General features: G+C 74.6%; 23 protein-coding genes. 18 read left to right on the top strand and 5 right to left on the bottom strand.

The window, feature by feature from the left end:
• Positions 1 to 101 precede the first annotated feature (101 nt).
• The 3 genes from DFJ69_RS33400 to DFJ69_RS33390 all read left to right on the top strand — a co-directional run bounded on the left by DFJ69_RS33400 (position 102) and on the right by DFJ69_RS33390 (position 3,109).
• Complete coding sequence (locus tag DFJ69_RS33400) at positions 102 to 644, top strand: tetratricopeptide repeat protein (protein ID WP_245974679.1); 543 nt, start codon at positions 102 to 104, stop codon at positions 642 to 644.
• A gap of 195 nt (positions 645 to 839) precedes the next feature.
• Complete coding sequence (locus DFJ69_RS33395) at positions 840 to 1,844, top strand: HAD-IIA family hydrolase (RefSeq protein WP_211328906.1); 1,005 nt, start codon at positions 840 to 842, stop codon at positions 1,842 to 1,844.
• A 188-nt stretch (positions 1,845 to 2,032) separates the two neighbouring features.
• On the top strand, positions 2,033 to 3,109 hold the full coding sequence (locus DFJ69_RS33390) for a glycerophosphodiester phosphodiesterase family protein (RefSeq protein WP_116026257.1): 1,077 nt from the start codon (positions 2,033 to 2,035) through the stop codon (positions 3,107 to 3,109).
• Positions 3,110 to 3,161: 52 nt separating this feature from the next.
• On the opposite strand, the gene DFJ69_RS33385 is transcribed toward DFJ69_RS33390, so the two are convergent.
• Positions 3,162 to 3,503 (bottom strand): SCP2 sterol-binding domain-containing protein, encoded by a 342-nt coding sequence (locus DFJ69_RS33385; RefSeq protein WP_116026256.1) that lies wholly within the window; start codon positions 3,501 to 3,503, stop codon positions 3,162 to 3,164.
• Positions 3,504 to 3,619: 116 nt separating this feature from the next.
• On the opposite strand from DFJ69_RS33385, the gene DFJ69_RS33380 reads away from it, so the two are divergent.
• The 10 genes from DFJ69_RS33380 to DFJ69_RS33335 all read left to right on the top strand — a co-directional run bounded on the left by DFJ69_RS33380 (position 3,620) and on the right by DFJ69_RS33335 (position 16,038).
• Complete coding sequence (locus DFJ69_RS33380) at positions 3,620 to 4,093, top strand: hypothetical protein (RefSeq protein WP_116026255.1); 474 nt, start codon at positions 3,620 to 3,622, stop codon at positions 4,091 to 4,093.
• A gap of 115 nt (positions 4,094 to 4,208) precedes the next feature.
• Positions 4,209 to 5,015 carry a TlyA family RNA methyltransferase gene (locus tag DFJ69_RS33375; RefSeq protein ID WP_116026254.1) on the top strand — a complete coding sequence of 269 codons (807 nt, stop codon included), beginning with the start codon at positions 4,209 to 4,211 and terminating at the stop codon, positions 5,013 to 5,015.
• A gap of 37 nt (positions 5,016 to 5,052) precedes the next feature.
• The gene (locus DFJ69_RS33370) at positions 5,053 to 5,994 is read left to right on the top strand and encodes an NAD kinase (protein WP_116026253.1); all 942 of its coding nucleotides are present in this window, start codon (positions 5,053 to 5,055) and stop codon (positions 5,992 to 5,994) included.
• Between the two features lie 45 nt (positions 5,995 to 6,039).
• On the top strand, positions 6,040 to 7,752 hold the full coding sequence (gene recN, locus DFJ69_RS33365; protein ID WP_116027078.1) for a DNA repair protein RecN: 1,713 nt from the start codon (positions 6,040 to 6,042) through the stop codon (positions 7,750 to 7,752).
• A 103-nt stretch (positions 7,753 to 7,855) separates the two neighbouring features.
• Complete coding sequence (gene steA, locus DFJ69_RS33360; protein WP_116026252.1) at positions 7,856 to 9,097, top strand: putative cytokinetic ring protein SteA; 1,242 nt, start codon at positions 7,856 to 7,858, stop codon at positions 9,095 to 9,097.
• Complete coding sequence (locus tag DFJ69_RS33355; protein ID WP_116026251.1) at positions 9,094 to 10,047, top strand: copper transporter; 954 nt, start codon at positions 9,094 to 9,096, stop codon at positions 10,045 to 10,047. Before steA ends, DFJ69_RS33355 begins: the two co-directional genes overlap by 4 nt.
• Positions 10,044 to 10,940, top strand: a complete 897-nt coding sequence (locus DFJ69_RS33350) for a hypothetical protein (RefSeq protein WP_116026250.1) — start codon at positions 10,044 to 10,046, stop codon at positions 10,938 to 10,940. The genes DFJ69_RS33355 and DFJ69_RS33350 overlap by 4 nt, the downstream gene beginning before the upstream one ends.
• Positions 10,941 to 10,953: 13 nt before the next feature.
• Positions 10,954 to 12,552, top strand: coding sequence for a murein biosynthesis integral membrane protein MurJ (murJ, locus tag DFJ69_RS33345; protein WP_116026249.1), 1,599 nt, complete (start codon positions 10,954 to 10,956; stop codon positions 12,550 to 12,552).
• The gene (locus tag DFJ69_RS33340) at positions 12,539 to 13,690 is read left to right on the top strand and encodes a glycosyltransferase family 4 protein (RefSeq protein ID WP_211328905.1); all 1,152 of its coding nucleotides are present in this window, start codon (positions 12,539 to 12,541) and stop codon (positions 13,688 to 13,690) included. The genes murJ and DFJ69_RS33340 overlap by 14 nt, the downstream gene beginning before the upstream one ends.
• A gap of 149 nt (positions 13,691 to 13,839) precedes the next feature.
• Entirely contained in the window at positions 13,840 to 16,038 is a 2,199-nt protein-coding gene (locus tag DFJ69_RS33335) for an acyl-CoA dehydrogenase family protein (RefSeq protein ID WP_116026247.1), read from the top strand.
• Between the two features lie 42 nt (positions 16,039 to 16,080).
• On the opposite strand, the gene DFJ69_RS33330 is transcribed toward DFJ69_RS33335, so the two are convergent.
• A complete protein-coding gene (locus tag DFJ69_RS33330) occupies positions 16,081 to 16,407 on the bottom strand; it encodes a hypothetical protein (RefSeq protein ID WP_116026246.1) in 327 nt (108 codons plus the stop codon).
• Between the two features lie 124 nt (positions 16,408 to 16,531).
• Here DFJ69_RS33330 and DFJ69_RS33325 point away from each other — a divergent pair, with 124 nt between their 5' ends.
• The 4 genes from DFJ69_RS33325 to DFJ69_RS33310 all read left to right on the top strand — a co-directional run bounded on the left by DFJ69_RS33325 (position 16,532) and on the right by DFJ69_RS33310 (position 20,585).
• Complete coding sequence (locus DFJ69_RS33325) at positions 16,532 to 17,017, top strand: hypothetical protein (protein WP_211328904.1); 486 nt, start codon at positions 16,532 to 16,534, stop codon at positions 17,015 to 17,017.
• The gene (locus DFJ69_RS33320) at positions 17,014 to 17,889 is read left to right on the top strand and encodes an AAA family ATPase (RefSeq protein WP_116026245.1); all 876 of its coding nucleotides are present in this window, start codon (positions 17,014 to 17,016) and stop codon (positions 17,887 to 17,889) included. The genes DFJ69_RS33325 and DFJ69_RS33320 overlap by 4 nt, the downstream gene beginning before the upstream one ends.
• Before the next feature lie 2 nt (positions 17,890 to 17,891).
• On the top strand, positions 17,892 to 19,286 hold the full coding sequence (locus DFJ69_RS33315; protein ID WP_116026244.1) for a VWA domain-containing protein: 1,395 nt from the start codon (positions 17,892 to 17,894) through the stop codon (positions 19,284 to 19,286).
• A gap of 117 nt (positions 19,287 to 19,403) precedes the next feature.
• Positions 19,404 to 20,585, top strand: coding sequence for an ABC transporter substrate-binding protein (locus DFJ69_RS33310; RefSeq protein ID WP_211328903.1), 1,182 nt, complete (start codon positions 19,404 to 19,406; stop codon positions 20,583 to 20,585).
• Here the strand turns inward: DFJ69_RS33310 and DFJ69_RS33305 are convergent.
• Positions 20,502 to 21,941 (bottom strand): MFS transporter, encoded by a 1,440-nt coding sequence (locus DFJ69_RS33305; protein ID WP_211328902.1) that lies wholly within the window; start codon positions 21,939 to 21,941, stop codon positions 20,502 to 20,504. The genes DFJ69_RS33310 and DFJ69_RS33305 overlap by 84 nt on opposite strands.
• A gap of 154 nt (positions 21,942 to 22,095) precedes the next feature.
• On the opposite strand from DFJ69_RS33305, the gene DFJ69_RS33300 reads away from it, so the two are divergent.
• Positions 22,096 to 22,614, top strand: a complete 519-nt coding sequence (locus tag DFJ69_RS33300; protein WP_116026242.1) for a winged helix-turn-helix transcriptional regulator — start codon at positions 22,096 to 22,098, stop codon at positions 22,612 to 22,614.
• A gap of 1 nt (position 22,615) precedes the next feature.
• On the opposite strand, the gene DFJ69_RS33295 is transcribed toward DFJ69_RS33300, so the two are convergent.
• Together DFJ69_RS33295 and DFJ69_RS33290 are read right to left on the bottom strand one after the other, a co-directional pair.
• A complete protein-coding gene (locus DFJ69_RS33295; RefSeq protein ID WP_116026241.1) occupies positions 22,616 to 23,185 on the bottom strand; it encodes a TetR/AcrR family transcriptional regulator in 570 nt (189 codons plus the stop codon).
• A 217-nt stretch (positions 23,186 to 23,402) separates the two neighbouring features.
• On the bottom strand, positions 23,403 to 23,759 hold the full coding sequence (locus DFJ69_RS33290; RefSeq protein ID WP_116026240.1) for an SPW repeat domain-containing protein: 357 nt from the start codon (positions 23,757 to 23,759) through the stop codon (positions 23,403 to 23,405).
• Positions 23,760 to 23,766: the final 7 nt, after the last annotated feature.

Genomic DNA, 23,766 nt, shown 5'->3' with positions numbered 1-23,766 from the left:
GCGCCCCGCTTGAGGGCGCTGCTCGGAGTGGGAGCGGCTCCCCGGTATCGGGAGGAAAGCCGAAGGCCGAGGGCGGGTCGGGGCCGAAGGGAGGTTCAGGCGTGGGCCGAGAATCGGATGCCGATGGTGCGCCGGACACCGGCGCGGGGCAGGAGAACCCGGAGCAAGCGCCGGCGCGCGACGAGCGAAATACCGGCCATGAGGCCAAGGAGAGGCCCGAGGCGTCCGCCGCGCCGCAGGAGCCCGCGGGTGGGCGTGAGGGGGCTGAGCCGAGCGGGGGCGTGTACGAGTGGTACACGCGGGGGCTGGAGTTGCTCGGGTCGGGAAGCCCGGCGGCCGCCGTTCAACTGTTGCAGCGGGCCGCCGAGGCGGAGCCGTCCTCGCGGAGCATCCGGGAGGCGTTGGCGCGGGCGCAGTACGGTGCGCGGCGTTTCGCCGAGGCGGCCGACAGCTTCCGTTGGATCGTTCAGGAGAACCCCTCGGAGGACTACGCCCTGTTCGGGCTCGGGCTGTCGCTGTCCCGGATGGGGGAGTTCGAGGCGGCGGTCGAGCACCTGGCGTTGGCCGTGGCGATGCGGCCGGAGAACAAGCACTACAACAACGCGCTCCGGCACGCGCGCGCGACGTTGGCCTCCCGGCGCTGATCGGTGCGATCACCGGCGATCTCCCACGGACGGGGGATGCGGGGTCGGCCCCGCCCCCGGACGATGACGGGGCGGCGTGGATCGACCCGTTCCGGCGGGTCCGCGTCGAGTGCGATCACGAGCGAACGGCGTCACGACGAGGCCGGAGGAGCGCAGCCGCTGCGCGCCGGCCATGGGCACCAGAAGGGGTATCACGTGCGCGAGTGCGATCGGCCACTGAGCGAGGCGTACGACGTCGCGCTGCTGGATCTCGACGGTGTGGTGTACGTCGGACATCACCCGGTCCCGGGGGCGGCCGAGGCGCTGGAGAAGGCGCGGGCCGACGGGCAGCGGCTGGCCTTCGTGACCAACAACGCCTCGCGGACGCCCAGCGCCGTGGCCGCGCTGCTCACCCGGGTGGGCGTGCCGGCCTCGGCGGAGGACGTGGTGACCTCCGCGCAGGCGGCGGCGACGCTGCTGGCCGGGCGGCTGCCGGCCGGGGCGCGGGTCCTGGTCGTCGGCGGGATGGGGTTGCGGCAGGCGCTGCGCGCCCGTGGCCTGACGCCGGTGTCCACGGCCGCCGAACGACCCGCCGCCGTCGTCCAGGGCTATGACCCGGGCCTGTCGTACGGGTCGATCGCCGAGGGGGCCCGGGCGGTCGGGCAGGGGGCGCTGTTCGTCGGCTCCAACGGCGACCTGACCATTCCGGGCGGCGACGGGACGCCCCGGCCCGGCAACGGGTCGCTGCTCCAGGTGATCCGGGCGGCGACCGGCGTCGAGCCGATCGTCACCGGGAAGCCGGAGAGGCCGCTCCACCAGGAGTCCATCGACCGGACCGGCGCGCGGCGGCCCCTGGTGGTGGGCGACCGGCTCGACACCGACATCGAGGGCGCCAACAACGGCGGGGCCGACAGCCTGCTGGTCTTCACCGGGGTCACGGACCCGCTCACCGCGCTCACCGCCGCGCCCCGGCACCGTCCGTCCTATATCGCCGCCGACCTGCGCGGGCTGCTCGTTCCGCACCCGCCCGTTCGGTACGAGGCCGGCGGGCATCGGTGCGGCGGCTGGACGGCACGACGCGCCGGCGAGGAGATCGAACTGGTCGGCGAGGGCGACCCCTACGACGGGCTGCGCGCCCTGTGCGGCGCCGCATGGGAGACCGACGCCCCGGTCGACGCCGAGGCGGTCACCACGGCGCTGAGCCGTCTCGACCTGGGGTGATCGGGGCCGGCGGGTGCCGTTTCGGGCCTACGGGCGGGTTTCGGCGCGGGCGAGGACGAGTTCCGGTTGTGATCACGAAAGATTCGTCCGGGCCTCATCTGGTGCACGCCCGGCCGCCCGGGTGATCCTCGACGGTGGCTCGGCGGGGTCGTTCCCGACCCGTGTCGCCAGTGAAAGGATCCACCTCGATGAACCGATGGCGCCAGGCCGCCCAGGTCGCCCTTGCCGTCACGACCGCCGCGCTCGCCGGCGGCACGCTCGCGGCCGTCCCGGCGGCGGCGGACCCGGGACGGGGCGAGATCCAGCGCCGCGCGTTCGACCTGCAGGCGCACCGCGGCGGGCTGGGGCTGATGGTCGAGAGCACCCTGCCGACGTTCGCGAACGCGCTCGAACTCGGCGTGAGCACCCTCGAGCTGGACGTGCAGATCACCGAGGACCGGCAGGCCGTCGTGACGCACGACCGCAGGATCAACCCCCGCAAGTGCCGGGACACCGCGCCCCTCACGCCGGGCGACCCCGAGTTCCCCTACGTCGGGAGGTACATCAACACGCTGACCCTCGCGCAGGTCCGCACCATGGACTGCGGCTCGCAGACGCTGGCCGAGTTCCCCGGTCAGCGGGCCGTCCCCGGCGCGCGGATGCCGCTGCTGCGCGAGGTGTTCGGGCTGGTCCACCGCTACCGGGCGTACGGGGTCAAGCTCAACGTCGAGACCAAGGTGGAGGCGGGGGCCCCGCACGAGACGGCGCCGCGCGAGCAGTTCGTCCAGATCACCGCGCGGGAGGTCCGGCGGGCCCGGCTGCTGCGGCAGGTCACGATCCAGAGCTTCGACTGGGGCGCCCTGATGCGGATGGGCCAGGTCGAGCCCAGGCTGCCGCGGATCGCGCTGACCAACCACGACTTCCTGCAGACCGGGCAGCCCGGAGCCTCCCCGTGGCTGGGCGGCCTGGACATCGACGACTTCGGCGGCGACCCGCTCGCGGCGATCCGGTCGTTCGGGGTGCGGGTGTTCTCCCCGGTGCACGGCTTCCCCCAGAACGGCAAGGTCACCGACCCGGGGTACCGCCCGTACGTGACCGCGGAGATGGTCGGGCGGGCCCACCGGATGGGGATCAAGGTCGTCCCGTGGACGATCGACGACGAGGCCACGATGGCCAAGCTGATCGACGACGGGGTGGACGGCATCATCACCGACTACCCCGACCGGCTCCGCAAGCTGATGGCCGAGCGCGGTCTCAGGCTGCCGAGGGCCTACCGGGCGCACTGACACCAGTCGCGACGCCCCGTCCGCCGCGACCGGTGGGCGGGGCCGGCGCGGTTCACAGGAGCCGGCGCAGCCTCAGCAGATCGCGGACCCCGGCCTCGATCTTGAGTCGTCCGGTGGCCCAGGCCCTGGCGGCGTGCAGTTCGTCGTTCGCCAGCGCCACCAGGTCGTCGCTGCCGACCGTCACCTGGACCTGGCCGGCCCGGGGGTCGTCCGTCGGCTCGAACGGCTCCAGGCCGCCCGCGTGGATCCTGGAACGCAGCGCCAGCCCGAGGTCGGGGATGCGGCAGACGATGGTCCGTTCCACGACGTGCTGGGCGAACCGGTCGGCGTCGACATCGCCGAGCCGGGTGCGGATGACCTCCAGCGCCGTCCGACATTCCTCCTCGTTCGCCATGGTCAGGCCGTTCCCCCATCGGTCGCCAACGATGTCGTCCCAGGACGGTAGCGTTCATCACGACGCGGAAGCGACTTCGGGCGGAGCACCGGCCCGGGCCGACGGTGGAGGAGCACATGTCCGACGGACCGATGGCGGACCCGGCGGGGCCCGTCCCCCCGGCCGGCGCGCCCGATCCCATGATCACCGGCTCCGGTACGGTCACGCCCGACACGTCCCCCGCGACGGGCGCGGCGGACGTTCACGGCGGGTTCGACCGCACCGCGTCCCCGGCCTCGGCGGTGCCCGCGCCGCGTCCGCAGTCGGCCGGCGAGGCGCCGCCTGCGCAGATCCGGCCGGTCACGGTGCCGCCGGAGATCGTTCCGATGCGCGACCGCTTCGCGGTCGAGCCCACCGGGGACGAACGGGTCGACGCCGTGGTCGGCGGGCTGACCCGTCTGGTCGGGCTCCCCGTGTCGGGGCACGTCGAGGTCTTCGAGGACGTGCACCGGGGGCTGCAGGAGGTGCTGGCCTCCGTCGACGAGGAGGTGCCGGCGCCCCGCGGCCCGGTGCCCGGTATGGTCCCTCCGCGCCCTGGCGGGCGTCCGTGACCCCGCGATGGGACGGCTTCCGAACGGGCCGTGGCGGGGCCCTCGGGCGCGTCGCGGGCCATGTCGGAGCCGGCGCGGCCGGAGTGCGGGCCGTGCGGGCCGGGGAGGCGGGCGTATGCCGGTGACGAGGCGGCGGCTCGACGCGGAGCTGGTGCGGCGCAGGCTGGCCCGGTCCCGGGAGCAGGCGCGCGAGCTGATCGAGGAGGGCCGGGTGCGGGTCGGCGGACAGACCGCCGCGAAGGCGGCCACGCAGGTCGAGACCGGCGCGGCCATCGTCGTGGAGTCCGCGTCCGAGGGCCCCGAGTACGTCTCGCGCGGCGGTCACAAGCTGGCCGGCGCGCTGAAGGCGTTCGAGGCGCTGTCGGTCCGGGGCCGCCGCTGCCTGGACGCCGGGGCCTCCACGGGCGGGTTCACCGACGTGCTGCTCCGCGCCGGCGCCGCCCATGTGACGGCCGTCGACGTGGGGTACGGCCAGATCGCGTGGTCGCTGCGGACCGACGATCGGGTCACCGTGCTCGAACGGGTGAACGTCCGCGAGCTGAGGCCCGAGCAGATTCCGGGCGAGCCTCCGACGCTCGTGGTGGGCGACCTGTCGTTCATCTCCCTGCGGCTCGTGCTGGGGCCGATCCAGGCGTGCGTCGCCCCCGAGGCCGACTATCTGATGATGGTCAAGCCCCAGTTCGAGGTCGGCAGGGAACGCGTCGGCGCGGGCGGCGTCGTCCGTGACCCCGGGTTGCGGGCCGCGGCCGTCGGCGACGTCGCCGAGCACGCCGCCGCGCTCGGCCTGGGCGTGCTCGGGGTGACGGCCAGCCCGCTGCCCGGTCCGACGGGCAACGTCGAATACTTCCTGTGGCTGCGCGCCGGAGCACCGCCCCTCGAGCAGACGGATCTGGCGAGGGCCGTGTCGGAGGGCCCCCGGTGAGCGCGCGGCGCCGGCGGGTCGGGATGGAGGGGTTCCGGTGAGCGGGCGGTCGGTGCTGGTGGTGGCGCACACCGGGCGGCGCGAGGCCGTGCGGAGCGCCGAGTTGGTGATCGACCGGCTGACCAAGGCCGGCATCACCGTGCGGGTCCTGGACGACGAGGCGCGGGACCTGCGGTGCGCCGACGTCGAGGTGATGCCGACCTCGGCCGCGGCGGCCGAGGACGCCGAGTTGGTGATGGTGCTCGGCGGCGACGGGACCATCCTGCGGGCCGCCGACCTGTCGCGTATGTCGGGGACGCCGCTGCTGGGGGTCAACCTGGGGCATGTGGGCTTCCTCGCGGAGGCCGAGCGGGAGGACCTCACCGCCACCGTCGAGCGCGTCGTGGAGCGGCGTTACGACGTCGAGGAGCGCATGACCATCGACGTGACGGTCCGCCGCAACGGCACCGTGGACGCCACCACCTGGGCGCTCAACGAGGCCACCGTGGAGAAGGCCGAGCGCGAGCGGATGCTGGAGGTGGTCGCCGAGATCGACGGGCGGCCGCTGTCGCACTGGGGCTGCGACGGTGTGGTCTGCGCCACTCCGACGGGGTCGACCGCGTACGCGTTCTCCGCCGGAGGGCCCGTCGTCTGGCCGGAGGTCGAGGCGATGCTGGTGGTGCCGATCAGCGCGCACGCGCTGTTCGCCCGGCCGCTGGTGGTGTCGCCCAGTTCCGTGGTGGCGGTGGAGGTGCTGCCCGACACGCCCCGCGCCGTCCTGTGGTGCGACGGGCGTCGTACGGTGGGCCTCCCCCCGGGCGCGCGGGTGGAGGTACGGCGCGGCGCGTCGCCCGTCAAGCTGGCCAGACTGCACCGGACGGCGTTCACCGACCGGCTGGTGACGAAGTTCGGACTGCCCGTGACGGGCTGGCGCGGACGGGTCCGGCCGGGCGCCGGCGACGCGGGCCGGAGGGACCGCGACCCGCCGCGAGAGGGATAATCTCGGACCGTCGACCAAGGAGAGGGTGTGACGCTCGTGCGGCCGATGGTCGAGGAGGTACGGATCGCGGGCCTCGGCGTGATCGACGAGGCCGTCCTCGATCTGTCCCCGGGCTTCAACGTGGTGACCGGCGAGACCGGCGCCGGCAAGACGATGGTGGTGACCAGCCTCGGGCTGCTGTTCGGCGGGCGCGCCGACCCCCAGCGGGTGCGTCCCGGCGCCGGGCGCGCCACCATCGAGGGCCGCATCGTCGTCGACCCCGGAGGCCGCGTCGTCGCCCGCGTCACCGAGACCGGCGCGGAGCTCGACGACGGCACCCTGATCATCACCCGGTCGGTGTCGGCGGAGGGCCGCTCGCGGGCCCATCTGGGCGGCCGTTCGGTGCCGGTGAGCCTGCTGATCACGCTGGCCGACGACCTGGTGGCCGTGCACGGGCAGTCCGACCAGCAGCGGCTGCTGCAGCCCGGCCGCCAGCGCGCGGCGCTGGACCGGTACGCCGGCGACGCGCTGACCAAGCCGCTGCGCGCGTACACGGTCGCCTACCAGCGGCATCGCCAGGTCGGCGCGCTGCTGGAGGAGCTGACCACCCGGGCCCGCGAGCGCGCCCAGGAGGCCGACATGCTCCGCTTCGGCCTGGAGGAGATCGAGAAGGCCGACCCCAGGCCCGGCGAGGACGCCGAGCTGGCCGCCGAGGCCGAGCGGCTCGGGCACGCCGACGCGTTGCGCACCGCGGCCACCACGGCCCACGAGGCCCTGCTGGGCGACCCCGCCTCCACCGCCGTCTCCCCGGCCGACGTCGTGAGCCTGCTGGGGGCCGCCCGGGGCGCGCTGGACGCCGTCCGCGACCACGATCCGGAGCTGGCGCAACTGGCCGACCGGCTCGCCGAGGCCGGCTACCTGATCTCCGACGCGGGCACCGAGCTGGCCTCGTACGCCGAGTCGGTGGAGGCCGACCCGGCGCGCCTGGGCGTGGTCCAGGAGCGGCGGGCCGAGCTGACCGGGCTGACCCGCAAGTACGGCGAGGACCTGGACGAGGTGCTGGCGTGGGCGCAGCGGTCGGCGCGCCGGCTGGCCGAGCTCGAGGGCGACGACGAGCGGATCGCCGAGCTGCGCGCCGAGCACACCGAGCTGGGCGGGCGGCTGGGCGAGATCGCCGCCGAGCTGACCGGCGTGCGGACGCGCGCCGCCGAGCGCTTCTCCCGCGCGGTCACCGAGGAGCTGGCCGCGTTGGCGATGCCGCACGCCCGCATCGCGGTCACCGTCACCCCGGTGGACGCCTTCGGCCCGTACGGGGCCGACGAGGTGGAGATCCGGCTGGTCGCGCACCCGGGGGCGCCGCCGTTGCCGCTGCACAAGGGCGCCTCCGGCGGTGAGCTGTCGCGGGTGATGCTGGCCATCGAGGTGGTGTTCGCGGGCGCGGACCCGGTGCCGACGTTCGTGTTCGACGAGGTGGACGCCGGGGTGGGCGGCAAGGCGGCCGTCGAGATCGGTCGCCGGCTGGCCCGGCTGGCGCGGACCGCGCAGGTGATCGTGGTCACCCATCTGCCGCAGGTCGCCGCGTTCGCCGACCAGCACCTGCTGGTGGCCAAGTCCGACGACGGCTCGGTGACCCGCAGCGGCGTCACCGCCCTCGACCCGGAGGGGCGGGTCAGGGAGTTGTCGCGGATGCTGGCCGGTCTGGAGGACTCCGAGCTCGGCCGCGCGCACGCCGAGGAGCTGCTGGCCCTGGCCGCGCAGGAGCGCCGGGCCGCCGACTGATCGTCCGCGTCGACGATGACGTCACGCTGAGTGAGTGAACGGACACGCGCGTTCGTTCGTCCTTTCAAGTGTCCCCCCGCGTGCTCTGGCAGGATGGCTGCTGATGAACGAACGGTCTTCGATCGCCGAACGGCGTGCCCGCACCGCTCCGCGACGATTGTCACGGCGCGTGTTCGGGCTCGGCCCGGCCAGGGACGACGGGCTGCCCGGCGTGCGGGCCGAGGTCCGCCTCGACCGCCGCACCAAGAAGCTGACCAAGCGGCTGCAGCCGGGCGAGATCGCGGTGATCGACCACGTCGACCTCGACCGGGTCAGCGCCGAGGCCCTGGTGTCCTGCCAGGTCGGCGCCGTGGTCAACGTGGCCCCCAGCATCTCGGGACGCTATCCGAACCTGGGCCCGCAGATCCTCCTCGAGGCCGGCATCCCGCTGGTGGACGACGTCGGGCCGGAGATCTTCACCCGGCTGGCCGAGGGCGAGGCCGTCCGGGTCCACGAGGGCTCCGTCCTGCGCGGCGAGGAGGTGGTCGCCAAGGGCAGGGAGCAGACCGCCGAGACCGTCGAGCAGTCGCTGACCGAGGCCAAGGCGGGGCTGTCGGACCAGATCGAGGCGTTCGTCGCCAACACCATGGAGTACGTCCGCCGCGAGCGCGAGCTGCTGATCGACGGCGTCGGGGTGCCCGACGTGGCCACCGAGCTGGAGGGCCGGCACGCGCTGATCGTGGTCCGCGGCTACCACTACCGCGAGGACATCGCCACGCTGCGCCCGTACATCCGGGAGTACCGGCCGGTGCTGATCGGGGTGGACGGCGGGGCGGACGCGCTGCTGGAGGCGGGCTACCGACCGGACATGATCGTCGGGGACATGGACTCGGTGTCCGACGAGGCCCTGACGTGCGGCGCCGAGCTGGTGGTGCACGCCTACCGGGACGGTCGGGCCCCCGGCCTCAAGCGGGTCAAGGACCTGGGCGAGGACGCCGTGGTGTTCCCGGCCACCGCCACCAGCGAGGACATCGCGATGCTGCTCGCCGACGACAAGGGCGCCACCCTGATCGTCGCGGTCGGCACGCACGCCAACATGGTGGAGTTCCTCGACAAGGGACGCGCCGGGATGGCCAGCACCTTCCTGACCCGGCTGCGGGTCGGCAGCAAGCTGGTGGACGCCAAGGGCGTCAGCCGGCTCTACCGCAGCCGCATCTCCGGCTGGTCGCTGCTGCTCCTGGTGCTGGGCGCGTTCATCGCCATGACCGTGGCGGTGCTGGTGTCGCCCATCGGGGAGGTCATCCTCCCCCTGCTGGCCGAGCGCTGGCACGCCTTCCTCTTCTGGCTGACCGGACTCTTCACGTGATCGATTTCCGCTACCACCTCGTCTCCATCGTCGCGATCTTCCTGTCGCTGGCGGTCGGCCTCGTGCTCGGCGCCACCGCGCTGTCGGATCCGCTGCTCGGCACCCTGCAGAAGGAGGCCGAGCGGGCCGGCAAGCGCAGCGAGGAGCTGCGCACCCGCCAGCGGGAGCTGCTCACCCAGACCGAGTACCAGGAGCGGTTCGCCCGCATGGTCGGCCCGCGGGTGCTGGCGGGGCAACTGAAGAACCAGTCCGTGGTGCTGATCGAGACGCCCGGCGCGGGCGAGGGCGGTCTCGACAAGGTCGGCGAGCTGCTCGGCGAGAAGGTCGCGGGCGCCACCGTCACCGGCCGGGTCACCATCCAGAGCAAGTACCTGGACGACGAACGGCTCGCCACCCTGGACCGGTTGGCCGAGCAGCTCAAGCCGGCCGGGACGACGTTCCCGGAGGGCGCCACCCCGCACGACAAGGCCGCGCGGGTGCTGTCCGGCGCGCTGGTGACCCGGGATCCGGCCAAGGCGCTGCGCGACGACGCCTCCGGCAAGGCGATCCTGGAGGCCTTTCGCTCGGCGGGTTTCGTGACCCTCAGCGGGAAGCCCGCGCAGCATGCGACACTCGCCGTCATGATCGCACCCTCGTCTCCGTACCAGGACGGCGCGGAATCCGACAACAAGGCATTGATCGCCCTGGCCGGCGGTCTGGACGGGGCGGGCCGCGGCGCGGTGCTGGCCGGTCCGCTCACCGCGGTCGCCGAGGGCGGCCTGATCGCCGCGTTGCGGGACGCCGACACCGGTGACGACGTGTCCTCCGTCGACACCCTCGACATGTCCTCCGGCCAGATCATCACCGTGCTGGCGCTGGAGGGGCAACTGGCCGGCAAGACGGGCCACTTCGGCATCGGCGAGGGGGCGGGCACCGACCTGCCCGTTCCGGGACCGGGGGCGAGCCAGTGAGGGCCACGATCGTCGGTGGGATCCTCGCCGGCGTCGCCGCCCGCGCCGCCTACACCGCGCTGACCCGCAGGCCGCCGGGCCGCAACGGCCTGCCCGGCGAGGAGGTCTGGGGCCGCACCAACCACCGGGGCGAGCCGGTCACCCTGCTGGAGGGGCCGGCTTTCGTGGCCGGGTCCCTGGCGGGGGTGCTGCTGGCCCCCGGCGTGCCCGGCCGGATGCGGGCGGCCTCCGTGGTCGCGGGCGCGGGCGCGGGAGCCCTCGGGGCCTACGACGACCTGGCGGGCTCGTCGTCCTCACGGGGCTTCAAGGGACACCTGGGGTCCCTCGCGCGAGGCGAGGTCACCAGCGGGGCCGTGAAGATCCTCGGGATCGGGGCGACCGGCCTGGCCGCCGCCGCGGTGGCGGGCTCCCCGGCGCCCACCCGGGGCGGGCGGCTGCTGGACACCGCGCTCAACGGGGCGATCGTGGCCGCCTCCGCCAACCTGATGAACCTGTTCGACCTGCGCCCCGGGCGGGCGATCAAGGTCGGTCTGCTGACCGGGCTGCCGCTGGCGGCGTCCGGGCCGGCGCGGGCCGCGGGGGTGGCGGCGCCGCTGGGCGCCGCCGTCGCGCTGCTCCCCGAGGACCTGGGGGAGCGGGCGATGCTCGGCGACGCCGGCTCCAATCCGCTGGGCGCGCTGCTGGGCCTGGCCGCCACCCGGTTGGGCCGGGGGCCGCGGCTGGCGGTGCTGACCGGGTTGGTCGGCCTCAACGCGGCCAGCGAGTTCGTCAGCTTCACCAAGGTCATCGCCCGGACCCCCGCCCTGAACCGGCTCGACATGCTCGGACGCCGTCCGGCCCACACACCCGACGCCGTCCCCGAGCCCGCGGTGCAGGTGGCGGACTCGGCGTAGTGATCCTCCCCCAATGCAGCGGCTGACCCGGGGCCTCGCCGGTGCGGCCGTCCTCATCGGCGTCCTGACGATCCTGGCCCGGCTGGCGGGGTTCGGCCGCACCGTCGTCTTCTCGCAGACCGTCACGGCCAACTGCGTCGGGCACGTCTACAACGCCGCCAACATGCTCCCGACCATCGTGTTCGAGATCGTGGCGGGCGGTGCGCTGGCCAGCATGGTGGTGCCGGTGCTGGCGGGCCCGATCGAACGGGGCGAGCGCGAGCACGTCCGGCGGACCGCGTCGGCGATGCTGACCTGGGTGGTCGTGGCGCTGCTGCCGCTGTCGGCGTTGATGGCCCTGCTCGCCGGTCCCCTCATGGCGGTGCTGATCCCGGAGAGGGCCGGGGAATGCTCGGCCGACGACGCGGTCGCGGTCGGCGCGGACATGCTGGCGGTGTTCGCGCCGCAGGTCGTGCTGTACGGGCTGGCGGTCGTTCTGTACGGCGTCCTGCAGGCGCATCGGCGGTTCACCGGGCCGGCGCTGGCGCCGCTGATGTCGAGCCTCGTGGTGATGGGCGCGTACCTGCTGTTCGTGCCGTTCGGCGCGGAGCATCGCGCCGACCTGGCGGGGCTGCCCCAAGACGCCGAGATGGTGTTGTCGGTGGGCACGACGCTGGGCGTCCTCGCGCTGGTCGTGACGGCCCTGGTGGCGATGCGGCCGCTGCGGCTGGGGCTCCGTCCGGCGCTGCGGTTCCCGCCGGGTGCGTCGGCCCAGGTGCGGCGGCTGGCGGCGGCGGGTCTGGCGACGGTGGTCGCGCAGCAGGTCGCGACCCTGGCGGTGATCGTGCTGAGCTGGGAGGGGACGCCCGGCGCGTTGGCCGACTTCAACTACGCGTGGGCGGTGTACCTGCTGCCCTGGGCGATCCTGGTGGTGCCGATCGCCACGAGCGCGTTCCCGGTGCTCGCCGCGCACGCGGGCGACCGGGAGCGGTTCGACGCGATCACCGCTTCGTCCACCCGGGCGGTGCTGCTGGTCTCCTGCGCCGGGGCGGCGGTGGTGGCCGCGGTCGCGGTTCCGGCGGCGCACTTCCTGGACGCCGCGCCGGAGACCCATCCGGAGGTGCTGGCCCGGGGCATCCTCGCGTTCGCGCCCGGGCTGGTCGGCTACGGGTTCGTGGCGCACCTGGGGCGCGTGCTGTTCGCCTGCGGGAGGGGCCGCGCGGCGGCGACGGCGACCGTGATCGGCTGGCTGGTGGTCCTGGTCGCCGACGTCGCGCTGGTCGCGGTGGTCCCCGAGGGGTGGGTCGTGGCCGCGTTCGGGTTCGGCAACACGATCGGGATGACGGTCGCGGGTGGGCTGCTGCTGGCCGCCCTGGTCCGGGTGCGGGGACGCCGGGTGCTGGACGGGGCGGGGCGGGCGGTGCTCGCGGGGCCGATCGGCGCGGCCGTGGCCGGGGCGGCGGGGTACGGGTTCGCCGTCGTCGTGGGGACCGGCGGACGCTGGGCGAACGCGGCGGTGGCGGTGGTCGCCGCCGTGGTGGCGGGGCTGGTGTTCCTGGTGATCGCGTACGTGATCGACGGCCGCGACCTGCGGGCCGTCCTCAGGCGGAAGGTGGCACATGAGGAAGCTTGACGGGTTGAAGGTCGCCCTCGTGCTCGGGACGGCCGCGGGCGGGGTCGGGCGTCACGTCCGCTCGATCGCCGGGGGACTGGTGCGGCGCGGCGCGCGGGTCGTGGTCTGCGGCCCGGCCGCGACCGAGGAGCTGTTCCGGTTCACCGAGACCGGCGCCTGGTTCGCCCCCGTGGACGTCACCGACCGGCCCCGCCCGCCGGCCGACCTGCGCGCCGTGGCCGCGCTGCGCACGCTGTTGCGCGACGCGGACGTGGTCCACGCGCACGGTCTGCGGGCCGGTGGGCTGGCCGTGACGGCCTGCGGCGGCATCGTGCCCGGCCCGCTGCGGCTCGGCCGGGGGCGGGTCCCCGTCGTGGTGACGCTGCACAACGCGCTGCTGACGGGCGGCCTGACGGGCGCGGCGTACGGCGTCCTGGAACGGATCGTGGCGAGCGGGGCGGACCAGGTGCTGGGCGTCTCGCCCGATCTGGAGGAGCGGATGCTCGAGCTCGGGGCCCGGCACGTGGCGCACGCGTTGGTGCCCGCGCCGGCGACCGGTGCGCGGCCCGGTCCCGAGGCGCGAGAGCGGTTGCGGGCGGCGCTGCGCCTGGGGGACCGGCCGTTGATCATCACGGTGGGGCGGCTCGCCGAGCAGAAGGGCCTGCCGATGCTGCTGGACGCGGCGGCCGGATGGGCGCGCCGCGACCCCGTGCCGCTGGTCGCGATCGTCGGGGACGGCCCCCTGGAGGCGGAGCTGCGGGCGCGGATCGACGCGGAGGGCCTGCCGGTCCGGCTGCTGGGCCGCCGGTCCGACGTGCCCGGGCTGCTGGCCGCCGCCGACGTGGCCGTCGTGTCCAGCGTCTGGGAGGGGCAGCCGCTGATCGTTCAGGAGATCCTGCGGGCGGGTCGGCCCCTGGTGGCCACCCGGGTCGGCGGCGTCCCGGCGATGCTGGGCGCGGGGGAGTCCGGCGACGGCGCGGGGCTGCTGGTGCCGTCCGGCGACGCCGCCGCGCTGGAACGGGCGGTGGCGCGCGTGCTGGACGACCCGGCGCTGGCGGCGCGGCTCGCGGAGTCCGCCGCGCGGCGGGCCGCGACCCTGCCCACCGAGGATGACGCCGTCGAGGCGCTCGCGCTGCTCTACCGGGGCCTGCGCTCCTGACGACGGCCGGTCACCTGCCCTGGGGTCCGGTGTCTACCAGGGAGTAGGGTCGGTCTCGCCAGAAACCCGAACGCTGTTCTAGAGTTTCGTTCAGCAACTGTCGGGACCAGCCGGACACGGCCCCCGGGCCGGAACAAAGAAGGTGACCAATGGCCATCGGGCTTACCGAGGAGCACGAGGCGCTCGCCGAGTCGGTGCGCGGGTTCGTGGAGCGCAACATCTCCGCGAACGTCGTACGGACCGCGCTGGAGGCCGACGAGGAGACCCGCCCCGGCTTCTGGCCGGCGCTGGCCGATCAGGGGCTGCTGGGCCTGCACCTGCCCGAGGAGCACGGCGGCCAGGGCTACGGGCTGCTGGAGCTGACCGTGGTGCTGGAGGAGCTCGGCCGCGCCGCCGCGCCGGGACCGTTCCTGCCCACCGTGCTGGCCGCCGCCGCGATCGACGCGAGCGCCAACGCCAAGGCCCGCGCCGCGCTGCTGCCCGCGCTGGCCGACGGCTCCCGCACCGCCGCGCTGTCGACGGCGGGCGGGCTGACAGGACGCCGCGAGGACGGCCTTTTGGTGATCACCGGCACGGCGCAGCCGGTGCTGGGCGCGCTGCTCGCCGACGTGATCGTCCTTCCGGTGAACACCGATGAGGGCGAGGAGTGGGTCGTCGTCGACGCCGACACGCTGACCGTCACCACCCTGCCGAGCCTGGACCCGGTCCGCCGGGTCGCCAAGGTGGAGGCCGTGGACGTGAGCGTACCCGCCGACCGGGTGCTGGACGGCCTCGAGGGCCCCGCGGTCCTCGACCTGGCCGCCGTGCTGCTGGGGGCCGAGGCCGCCGGGGTGGCCTCCTGGTGCGTGACCACCGCGTCGGAGTACGCCAAGGTCCGCGAGCAGTTCGGCCGCCCGATCGGGCAGTTCCAGGGCGTCAAGCACAAGGCCGCCCGGATGCTCATCGTGCTGGAGCAGGCCCGTGCCGCGGTATGGGACGCCGCGCGCGCCCTCGACGACGCCCCCGACCCGTCGGCGGGGTTCGCCACGGGCGTGGCGGGGGTGCTCGCGCCCGACGCGGCGGTGCAGACCGCCCGCGACTGCATCCAGATCCTCGGCGGCATCGGCTTCACCTGGGAGCACGACGCCCACATCCACCTGCGCCGGGCGCTGACCCTGCGGGCCCTGCTGGGCCCCACCAAGGAGTGGGCCGCCACGGTCGCCCGGCTGGGCCTGGCCGGTCACCGCCGCCCGGTGGAGCTGGAGCTGGACGACGACACCCAGCCGTTGCGCGAGCGGATCCGGGCCGAGATCGCCGAGCTGGCGGCCATCGAGGACCGGAACGAGCTGAACACCCGGATGGGGGACGACGGCTGGACCGTCCCGCACTTCCCCCGGCCGTGGGGGCGCGGCGCCGGGCCGGTGGAGCAGATCCTCATCCAGCAGGAGCTCAAGGCCGCCGGCGTCCGGGCTCCCAGCCTGCTCATCGGGGCCTGGCTGGTGCCCTCCCTGGTCGCCTACGGCACCGAGGAGCAGAAGGAGCGCTTCCTGCGCCCCACGCTGCGCGGGCAGATGAGCTGGTGCCAGCTCTTCAGCGAGCCCGGCGCGGGTTCCGACCTGGCCTCGCTGTCCATGAGGGCCGAGCGGGTCGAGGGCGGCTGGCGGCTCACCGGGCAGAAGATCTGGACCTCGATGGCCCAGTTCTCCGAGTGGGGCTTCTGCATCGCCCGGACCGACCCGGACGCCCCCAAGCACAACGGCATCACCTACTTCCTGGTCGACATGAAGGCCGAGGGCGTGGACGTGCGCCCGCTCAAGGAGCTGACCGGCGAGGCCATCTTCAACGAGGTGTTCCTCGACGAGGTCTTCGTTCCGGACGACTGCGTGGTCGGCGAGGTGGACGCGGGTTGGAAGGTCGCCCGCAACACGCTCAGCAACGAGCGGGTGTCGCTGTCGACCGGTGGCGGCCTCGGCATGGGCGTCCCCGAACTGCTGGACTTCTTCCGTGACGTCGAGCCGGACCCGATCGCGGCGGTCGAGATCGGCAGGCTGTTGGCGCAGGGCCAGTCGATCGACCTGCTGGGCCTGCGCACCACCCTCAAGCAGCTCAGCGGGGTGGAGCCGGGCGCGGAGGCCAGCGTGCGCAAGTTGCTGGGCGTCCAGTTCAACCAGGACGTGGCCGACCACTGCTGGGCCGCCCAGGGCGCCGCCGCGGCCACCGAGGTGCCGATGGAGCGCAGCGGCATCGTCGCCCGGGCCATGCTGTTCAGCCGGGCGATGACGATCTACGGCGGCACCACGGAGGTGCAGCTCAACATCATCGGCGAGCGGCTGCTCGGGCTCCCGCGCGACCCCGAGCCCGGCAGGTGAGACCCGTGCCGGCCGTGGGCGCCGCGCCCCGTGCGGGCGCGCTCACGGCCGGCGCAGCGCGAACGCGACGTTGAGGAGGACCAGGCCCACCCAGGCGACGATCAGCCCGGGCAGGCCCGACGTCCCCGCCGCGATGCCCGTCAGCGGGATGGCCGCCACGATCGAGAACACCTGCAGCGAGGTGACTCCGCGATCCCCGCTCGACGGACGGGGCGGCGCGGGGGCCGGGGCCGCCGGGCGGACGTCCATCGCCTCGTGCAGTCGGGCGACGACCGCGTCGACGAAGGCGTCGTCGTACTCGGGTCCGAGTTCCCGCCGTGCCGCCATCGCCGCCGCGATGTCGTCGCGGGGCAGCCGTGATTCGGTCATCTCACGGTTATATGTCCGAGTGGGCGGGGCCCGCGACCTACGGCGGTGCCAAGGGTGGCTCCCCCTCAGGTATGACTACCGACGGGTACACTGCCGCCGTCCCCCCGATCCCCCGGAGGTCCTCGTGACGGTCCCGTTCCGGCGACCACGCCCGGCCGTCCCGGCGGCGGTGGCCGCCGCGGCGCTCGCCCTCGCCGGATGCGGCGGTGGGGCCCACGGAGAGGGCGCGGGGGGCTCCTCCGCGTCGGAGGTCACCTCCGCGCCGCTGCCCGGGGTCCGACCCGTTCAGGTCAGGCCGCTGGTCGGGACGTGGGTGCGCAAGGGCTCCGCCAAGGACCACTTCGTGTTCAAGCCGGACGGGACGGTGTCCTGGATCGCACGGGGTCGGACCCTGTGGACCGGGCGGGTGATCCCCGAGACCGGCAACCGCTACCGCTTCTCCTGGGAGGGCGGCGACCCCCGGCAGGCGTCCCACTGGGGCGTGACCGTCAAGCCCGGCGGGCTGTCCCTGCAGTTCGGCGGCAACAACCTGATCTATACCAAGGTGCGGCCCAGGACCCGGCCCACGACACGGCCCACGACACGGCCCACGACCGAGGCGGCCCGATGACCACCCTGTTCGCTTCGCCCGCCGAGACCGTACGGCGTCTGGCCGACGCCGGGTACCTGGCCGACGAGGCCATCGCCACCACGGTGTTCCTGGCCGACGCGCTCGGCAAGCCGCTGCTCGTCGAGGGCCCCGCGGGGGTCGGCAAGACCGAGCTCGCCAAGGCGGTGGCCTCGGCGGCGGGCGCGGAGCTGGTCCGGCTGCAGTGCTACGAGGGCCTGGACGAGGCCCGCGCGCTCTACGAGTGGAACTACAAGAAGCAGCTCCTGCGCATCCAGGCGGCGCCCACCGACCAGGCGTGGGACGCCACCCACGACGACATCTTCACCGAGGAGTTCCTGCTGGAGCGGCCGCTGCTGGCCGCGATCCGCCGCGCGGAGCCCACCGTCCTGCTCATCGACGAGACCGACAAGGCCGACGTCGAGGTGGAGGGGCTGCTGCTGGAGGTGCTGTCGGACTTCCAGGTCACCATCCCCGAGCTGGGCACCGTGGCCGCCGTGCGCCGCCCGTTCGTGGTCCTCACCTCCAACGCCGCCCGGGAGCTGTCGGAGGCCCTCAAGCGCCGCTGCCTCTACCTGCACCTCGACTACCCGACACCCGAGCGGGAACGTGACATCGTCCTCGCCCGGGTGCCCGGCATCGAGGCCGAACTGGCCGAGCAGTTGGTCCGCACGGTGGGCGCGCTGCGCGCCCTGGAGATCAAGAAGGCGCCGTCGATCGCCGAGACCGTCGACTGGGCCCGGACCCTGCTGGCCCTCGGTCTGGACGAGCTGGACGAGGCGGCCGTCGCCCGCACCCTCGGCGTCGTCCTCAAGCACGTCTCCGACCAGGAACGGGCCGTCCGCGAGCTCGGTCTGCCCGCCGACGGACGCTGACCATGGGGTCCCTGGTCGACCGGCACACCGCCTTCCTCGCCGCGCTGCGAGGGGCGGGCCTGCCGGTGTCGATCGCCGAGGGTTTGGACGCCGCACGGGCGCTGGGCGTCGTCGACCTGATCGACCGCGAGGCCCTCCGCGCCGCCTACGCCGCCACCCTGGTCAAACGCCCGGCCCATCGGCAGACCTTCGACACCCTCTTCGACCTCTGGTACCCGGGGGCCCTCGGCGACGGGGTGGCGCTGAGCGACGAGCCGCCCGCCCCGCCGGCCGACGACGAGGACCGGCCGCCCGTGCCCCCCGCCCTCGACCCGCAGGTCCAGGAGCGCCGCCGTGAGCTGTTCGACCTGTTGCTGACGGGCGACGACGCGGGGCTCACCCAGTTCGCCCGCGCCGCCGTCGGCCGGTACGGGCGCTCGCCCGGCGGTCAGTCGTGGTTCTCCTCAGGGGTGCTGCAGGCGATGTCGCCGCAGACGCTGATGGCCGGGCTGCTCAACAGCGTGCTCCAAGGTCAGGAGCGCGGCGGCATGGCCGAACGCGTGGCCCGGCGGCGGTTCCGCGACCGGATCGAACGCTTCGAGTCCCTGGTGGCCACCGAGGTCCGGCGGCGCATCGCCGAGGACACCGACGTCGAGCGCGCCGCCCGCCTGGCCGTCCGGCCCCCGCTGGAACGGCTCGACTTCAACCGCGCCGGGCGGGCCGACCTGCAGGCCCTGCGCCGGGAGGTCCACCCCCTGGCGCGGCGGCTGGCCGCCCGGCTGGCCCGCAGACAGCGGCTCGCGCGCCGGGGCCGCCTCGACTTCCGCCGCACCGTGCGGGCCTCGCTGTCCACGGGGGGCGTCCCGCTGACGACCCACCACCGGCCCCGCCGCCCGCACCGGCCCGAGCTGGTCATCCTGTGCGACGCCAGCGACTCGGTCTCCGCGTTCGCCCACTTCACGCTGCTGTTGACGTTCGCGCTGCGCGAGCAGTTCACCAAGGTCCGGGCGTTCGCGTTCATCGACACCACCGACGAGATCACCCGGTTCTTCGCGCCCGGGGTGGACGTCGCGGACGCGATGACGAGGCTCGCCCGGGAGGCGGACCTGGTGTGGATCACGGGCCGCAGCGACTACGGGCACGCGATCGAGGTGTTCGACGAGAGGTACCGCGACGCCGTGACGTCGCGGACCGCCCTGCTCATCCTCGGGGACGCCCGCTCCAACCACGGCGGGCTGTCGCTGCCGACCCTGCGCCGACTGGCGGGGCAGGCCCGGCACGCCTACTGGCTCAACCCCGAGCCGCGCCGCGAGTGGAACACCGGGGACTCCGCCGCCGAGGCGTACGGAGAGATCGTTCCGATGTACGAGTGCCGCAATCTCACCCAGCTCGTCGAGTTCATCGAGGACCTCGCCTGACCCTTCACCAACGTTGCGAACCGTAAGGACATATTCACGGTACGTGATATCACTGGTGCCCGATACCCGGACGCGGTCGAACGGCAGGTGCGGCCGCGCCCCGAGTCGGGAGGGTGCGTGGACGAGGACGTGCGAATCGGCATCGTGCTGCCGCTGAGCGGGCGGCTGGCCCACCTGGGCGACCCACTGGCCTACTGCGCGGAGCGCATGGCCCCGCTGTTGGCCGGCGTCGCGGGCGGAGACCGCCGGGTACGGCTCGTGGGGAAGGACAGCCGCTCCGAGCCCGGCGCCGCGCGTCGGGCCGTCCGGGAGCTCGCCGCCGATCCGCGGATGGTGCTCGTGGTGACCATGGCGGGGACGGAGATGGTGCCCGCGATCGCCGCCGAGTGCCGTGACGCGCGGATCCCCTGCCTGTCGACCACCCTGCCCTGGCAGGTGTACCGGGGGATGTTCGAGGACGACGGCTCGTGGGGCGCGCACTTCTGCTGGGGGTTGGGCGACATCGGGGCGGTCTTCGCCGGGCTGTGGCGCACGGCGGACCCGGACGCGCGCGTGGGCTGTCTGTGGAACGACGGGGCCCAGGGCGAGCACCTGCGCGGCGACGACCCCACGGGGTTCCGGGCGGCGGCGAAGGCGGAGGGCTTCGAGATCCACGACCCGGGCGGCCATCCGGAGGGCGTCCGCGACTTCGGCCCGTACATCGCGCGGCTCCGCGAGGCCGGCGTCACGGTGGTGACCACCGCCGCGACGGCGGCGGACCTGGGCCGGTTCCGCGCGCAGGCGGCGGCGGTCGGTTGGACGCCGAAGCTGATCACCAGCTCCCGCTGGCTCGCCTACCCCGACAGCGTTCACCCGGGTGGCGAGCCGCCCGCTCCCGACAGCGCCGACGATGTCGCCACGCTCGTCTACTGGACGCCGCGTCACCCGTTCCACTCCTCGCTCGACGACACGACACCGCGGACGCTGGCACGGGACTATCGACGCGAGACCGGCCGGGCGTGGCTGCAGCCCCTTGGCCTGGCCCACGCCTTGCTGGAGGTGGCCGCGCACGCGCTCGGCGTCGCCGACGACGCCGCAGACCGGGCCGCCGTCGCCACGGCCCTGAGCGGCACCTCTCTCGACACCCTCGCCGGATCCCTGGACTGGACGCGCGGGCCCGCCCCCGGCGTCGCGGGCGTGCCGCTGGTGGCGGGGCAGTGGCAGCGGCTCAACGGCTCACGGCAGCTCGTCACCGTCGCCAACACCGCCCTGCCGGAGGTTCCCGTCGAGTCCCCGTTGGCGTTCGGCTTCGGCGGGTGAACCGCCGGCCGTCGGCCCGCCGTCGCGGATGAGGGCGGCCAGGACGGCGGCGATCAGCGCCAGCGCGGCCGACACCATGATCGCCAGATCGGCCCCCCGGGCGAGCGCCTCGGGGTCGGCCGCGTCACCGCCGCCGCCGGCGGTGGCCAGGGCCACGACCATGGCGACGCCGATCGAGGCCCCGACATAGCGGGCGGTGTTGCCGGCCCCCGCACCCATGGCCGCCCGGTCGGCCGGCACGCTCTCCACGGCCAGGCGCGCCAGCACGGCGTTGGCCAGGCCGCTCCCGACGCCCGCGACCGCCAGGCCGGGGACGAGCCGCCACCAGGAGTCGCCCGGCCCCGTACCGAGGAGCCCGGCCTCGCCGACCGCGCTGAGCAGCAGCCCGACGGCGAGCAGGTGCCGGGCGGACAGGACGGGCGCCAGTCTCCGGGCCTGGAGCGCCACCAGGAACGCCATGCCCGACCAGAGCCCGAAGACCATGGACGTGCCGAGCGGCGACAGCCCGAGGGTGCGTTCGAGCACCGTGGACAGGTAGCTCATGATCCCGATGACGGCCAGCCCGGTGAACAACGCCCCCAGGACCGACACCACGAAGCCCGGATGGCGGAACAGCCGCAGGTCGAGCATCGGCTCCCGACGGCGCGACTCCACCAGGCAGAACACGCCCAGCAGCCCGGCGGCGGCGGCGAACAGGCCGAGCACGACGGGGCGTCCCCAGCCGTCCCCGCCGAGCGTGATCGCCGTCATCAGCGCCGCGACCCCGGCGGTCATCGTGAGCGCGCCCCACAGGTCCTGGCCGCGTCGCCGGTCGGCCCGCGACTCCGGGAGCAGGCGCAGCGCCGCGAGGGCGAGGGGGAGGGCGGCGACCGCCGTGAACCAGTACCACAGCCGCCAGTGGACGGCCTCGGCCAGTGCGGAGGAGGCGATCGGGCCCAGGGCGATGCCCGCCCCGAGCATCGCCCCCCAGATCCCCGTGGCGCGGGCCCGTTCGGGGCCGCCCGTGTAGGCGTGGCCGATGATGCCCAGCCCCGTGGCGATCAGCGCCGCGCTGCCCACGCCCTGCGCGATCCGCCCCGCGACGAACGTCCCCGCGTCGGGGGCCGCGGCGCACACCACACTGGCCGCGGACAGGAGCACCGCGCCGGCCGCGAACACCCGCCGCCGCCCTCGGTCGTCGGCCAGGCCGCCCGCCACCAGCAGCGTCGCCCCCAGGCCCAGGCTGATCCCGCTGAGCATCCACACCTGTGCCGCGGATCCGGCCCCCAACCCGGCGGCGGTGGCGGTGAGCGTGGTCATCGGGGCGCAATAGTTCATCAGGGCCAGCAGCGTCGCCGCGCTCGGCAGGACGAGCACGGCCCCGTTCCTCCCGACCGCGGAGGTCCGGGACGGTGTCGCGAGGGTCGTACGGGACACGGGGGCCACTCCAAGTTCAGTCAACGAACCGGATCGGCCCCCGACGCTAGCATGGCGAGTTCGTTCAATGAACCGGGGGGTTAGACTGGCCGGCATGGCGCTGGGAAAGGACTACACGGGCCAGGACTGCTCCCTGGCCCGGGCCCTGGAGATCGTGGGCGAGCGGTGGACCCTCTTGATCGTCCGTGACGCCTTCTACGGCGTCCGCCGCTTCACCGACTTCCAGGCCCATCTGGACGTGCCCCGGGCGGTGCTCGCCGCGCGGCTGCAGACGCTGGTCGAGGCCGGCGTGCTCGTCAAGCAGGGCCACGACTACGTGCTCACCGAGATGGGTCGCGAGCTGTGGCCGGGCCTCCACGCGTTCGCCCGTTGGGCGGAGCGTCACGTCCGCGCGGGCGTCCCGACGCGGTTGTACCTGCACGCCGCGTGCGGCGGTCGCCTCGATCCGGACGGCACCTGCCCGGAGTGCGGCGGGGTCGTCCCCCCGCAGGACGTCGAGACGCGCCCCTCCGCCGACCGCGTCCCGCTGCGGGACGACCCGGTCACTCGGGCTTTGGGGCGGCCCCGCCGCCTGCTGGAGCCGCTGGAGCCCTCCGAGTCGCCGGAGCCGTGACTCAGGCGCCCAGGGCCCGGGCGATCAGGTCGGCCACGGCGTCGGGGTCGATGTGCTCGCCGGTGAGCTGGGACAGGTTCTCCTGATAGAGCAGGACGGCCGTGAACGTGGCCGCCGCCACCTCCAGACGGGCCGCGTCGCCCCGCGCCCCGGGCAGGGCGACCTCCAGGGCTCCACGCGCCCGGCGCAGCACCTCGCCGTTGAGGCTGCGCAGCCGGTCCCGGACGGTGCGGTGGGTGTCGGCCTCACGGAACAGGATGCGGCGCATCGCGGGGGAGGCGCGCAGGGGGAAGCGCCGTGCCAGACCCGAGAGGGTGCCCGCCGGGTCGCCGGGGGTGGCCTCCACCGAGTCCTCGGGCAGCACCTCGACGAGGGTGCGCTCCTCGACCAGCGCCACCAGCAGGTCGATCTTCTGCGGGAAGTAGTGGAAGACCAGCCCCTTGGGCACCTTGGCACGCCGGGCGAGCCCGGCGGTCGCGGTGGCCTCGTACCCGTCGGCCGCGAACAACTCCTCGGCGGCGTCCAGGATCCTGGTGCGGGTGTCGCCCTCGGCCCGCCCGCGCTTCCTCATCGGTCCGCTCCCACCGGGCGCCCCCCGCACTCGTCGCTCGTTCCGGCCCGGGACCGATGACGCGAGGCCCCCGTGCGCCGGAGCGCCGGGGGCCGCACGACGATCGTCCCGAACCTCCGGAGGCGCGGGTGTCGCACCCCGGGCATGGGGGACGGGCGACCGGGGGTCGCCCGTCCCGTGCCGTGTGGTCCCGGGGGTCGCCCTCCGGGGCCGCGCGTCAGGCGTTGACCTGCTCGCTGCCGGCCTGCTCGGCGGTCGTGGTCTGTACGGCCGTCCACAGGCCGACGATAGCGGCGGCGCCGCCGGCGAGCCATGCCGTCCAGGCGGCCGAGCCCTCGCCGGTGAAGCCGAACGCCCAGGGCGAGCCGAACGTCAGGACGGCGAACGCCGTCGTCGTCCAGGCCGAGGGGCCCGCGGCGCCGATCAGCGCGTACAGGCCCGACAGGGCCAGCAGTGCGCCCAGCACCATCAACGGCTGCCTGGCGGCGGTCGCGTCGGCCCACAGCTCCGGCGCCAGCACGGCCACGAGACCAGCCACGAACGCGACCGCGTCCTCCCACGCGAACCTGGCCATCGCCCAC

Source organism: Thermomonospora umbrina, assembly GCF_003386555.1.
In the GTDB taxonomy this organism is placed as follows: Bacteria; Actinomycetota; Actinomycetes; order Streptosporangiales; family Streptosporangiaceae; genus Thermomonospora; species Thermomonospora umbrina.
Note: the sequence above shows the minus strand (reverse complement) of the source record. Positions and strands in the feature narration are given on the sequence as shown.

Excerpts from the sequence above, each read along its gene's own strand:
- DFJ69_RS33390 (WP_116026257.1), top strand. The coding sequence starts at position 2,033 with ATGAACCGATGGCGCCAGGCCGCCCAGGTCGCCCTTGCCGTCACGACC.
- DFJ69_RS33385 (WP_116026256.1), bottom strand. The coding sequence starts at position 3,503 with ATGGCGAACGAGGAGGAATGTCGGACGGCGCTGGAGGTCATCCGCACC.
- DFJ69_RS33380 (WP_116026255.1), top strand. The coding sequence starts at position 3,620 with ATGTCCGACGGACCGATGGCGGACCCGGCGGGGCCCGTCCCCCCGGCC.
- DFJ69_RS33375 (WP_116026254.1), top strand. The coding sequence starts at position 4,209 with ATGCCGGTGACGAGGCGGCGGCTCGACGCGGAGCTGGTGCGGCGCAGG.
- recN (WP_116027078.1), top strand. The coding sequence starts at position 6,040 with ATGGTCGAGGAGGTACGGATCGCGGGCCTCGGCGTGATCGACGAGGCC.
- steA (WP_116026252.1), top strand. The coding sequence starts at position 7,856 with ATGAACGAACGGTCTTCGATCGCCGAACGGCGTGCCCGCACCGCTCCG.
- murJ (WP_116026249.1), top strand. The coding sequence starts at position 10,954 with ATGCAGCGGCTGACCCGGGGCCTCGCCGGTGCGGCCGTCCTCATCGGC.
- DFJ69_RS33340 (WP_211328905.1), top strand. The coding sequence starts at position 12,539 with ATGAGGAAGCTTGACGGGTTGAAGGTCGCCCTCGTGCTCGGGACGGCC.
- DFJ69_RS33335 (WP_116026247.1), top strand. The coding sequence starts at position 13,840 with ATGGCCATCGGGCTTACCGAGGAGCACGAGGCGCTCGCCGAGTCGGTG.
- DFJ69_RS33330 (WP_116026246.1), bottom strand. The coding sequence starts at position 16,407 with ATGACCGAATCACGGCTGCCCCGCGACGACATCGCGGCGGCGATGGCG.
- DFJ69_RS33320 (WP_116026245.1), top strand. The coding sequence starts at position 17,014 with ATGACCACCCTGTTCGCTTCGCCCGCCGAGACCGTACGGCGTCTGGCC.
- DFJ69_RS33315 (WP_116026244.1), top strand. The coding sequence starts at position 17,892 with ATGGGGTCCCTGGTCGACCGGCACACCGCCTTCCTCGCCGCGCTGCGA.
- DFJ69_RS33300 (WP_116026242.1), top strand. The coding sequence starts at position 22,096 with ATGGCGCTGGGAAAGGACTACACGGGCCAGGACTGCTCCCTGGCCCGG.
- DFJ69_RS33295 (WP_116026241.1), bottom strand. The coding sequence starts at position 23,185 with ATGAGGAAGCGCGGGCGGGCCGAGGGCGACACCCGCACCAGGATCCTG.
- DFJ69_RS33290 (WP_116026240.1), bottom strand. The coding sequence starts at position 23,759 with ATGGCCAGGTTCGCGTGGGAGGACGCGGTCGCGTTCGTGGCTGGTCTC.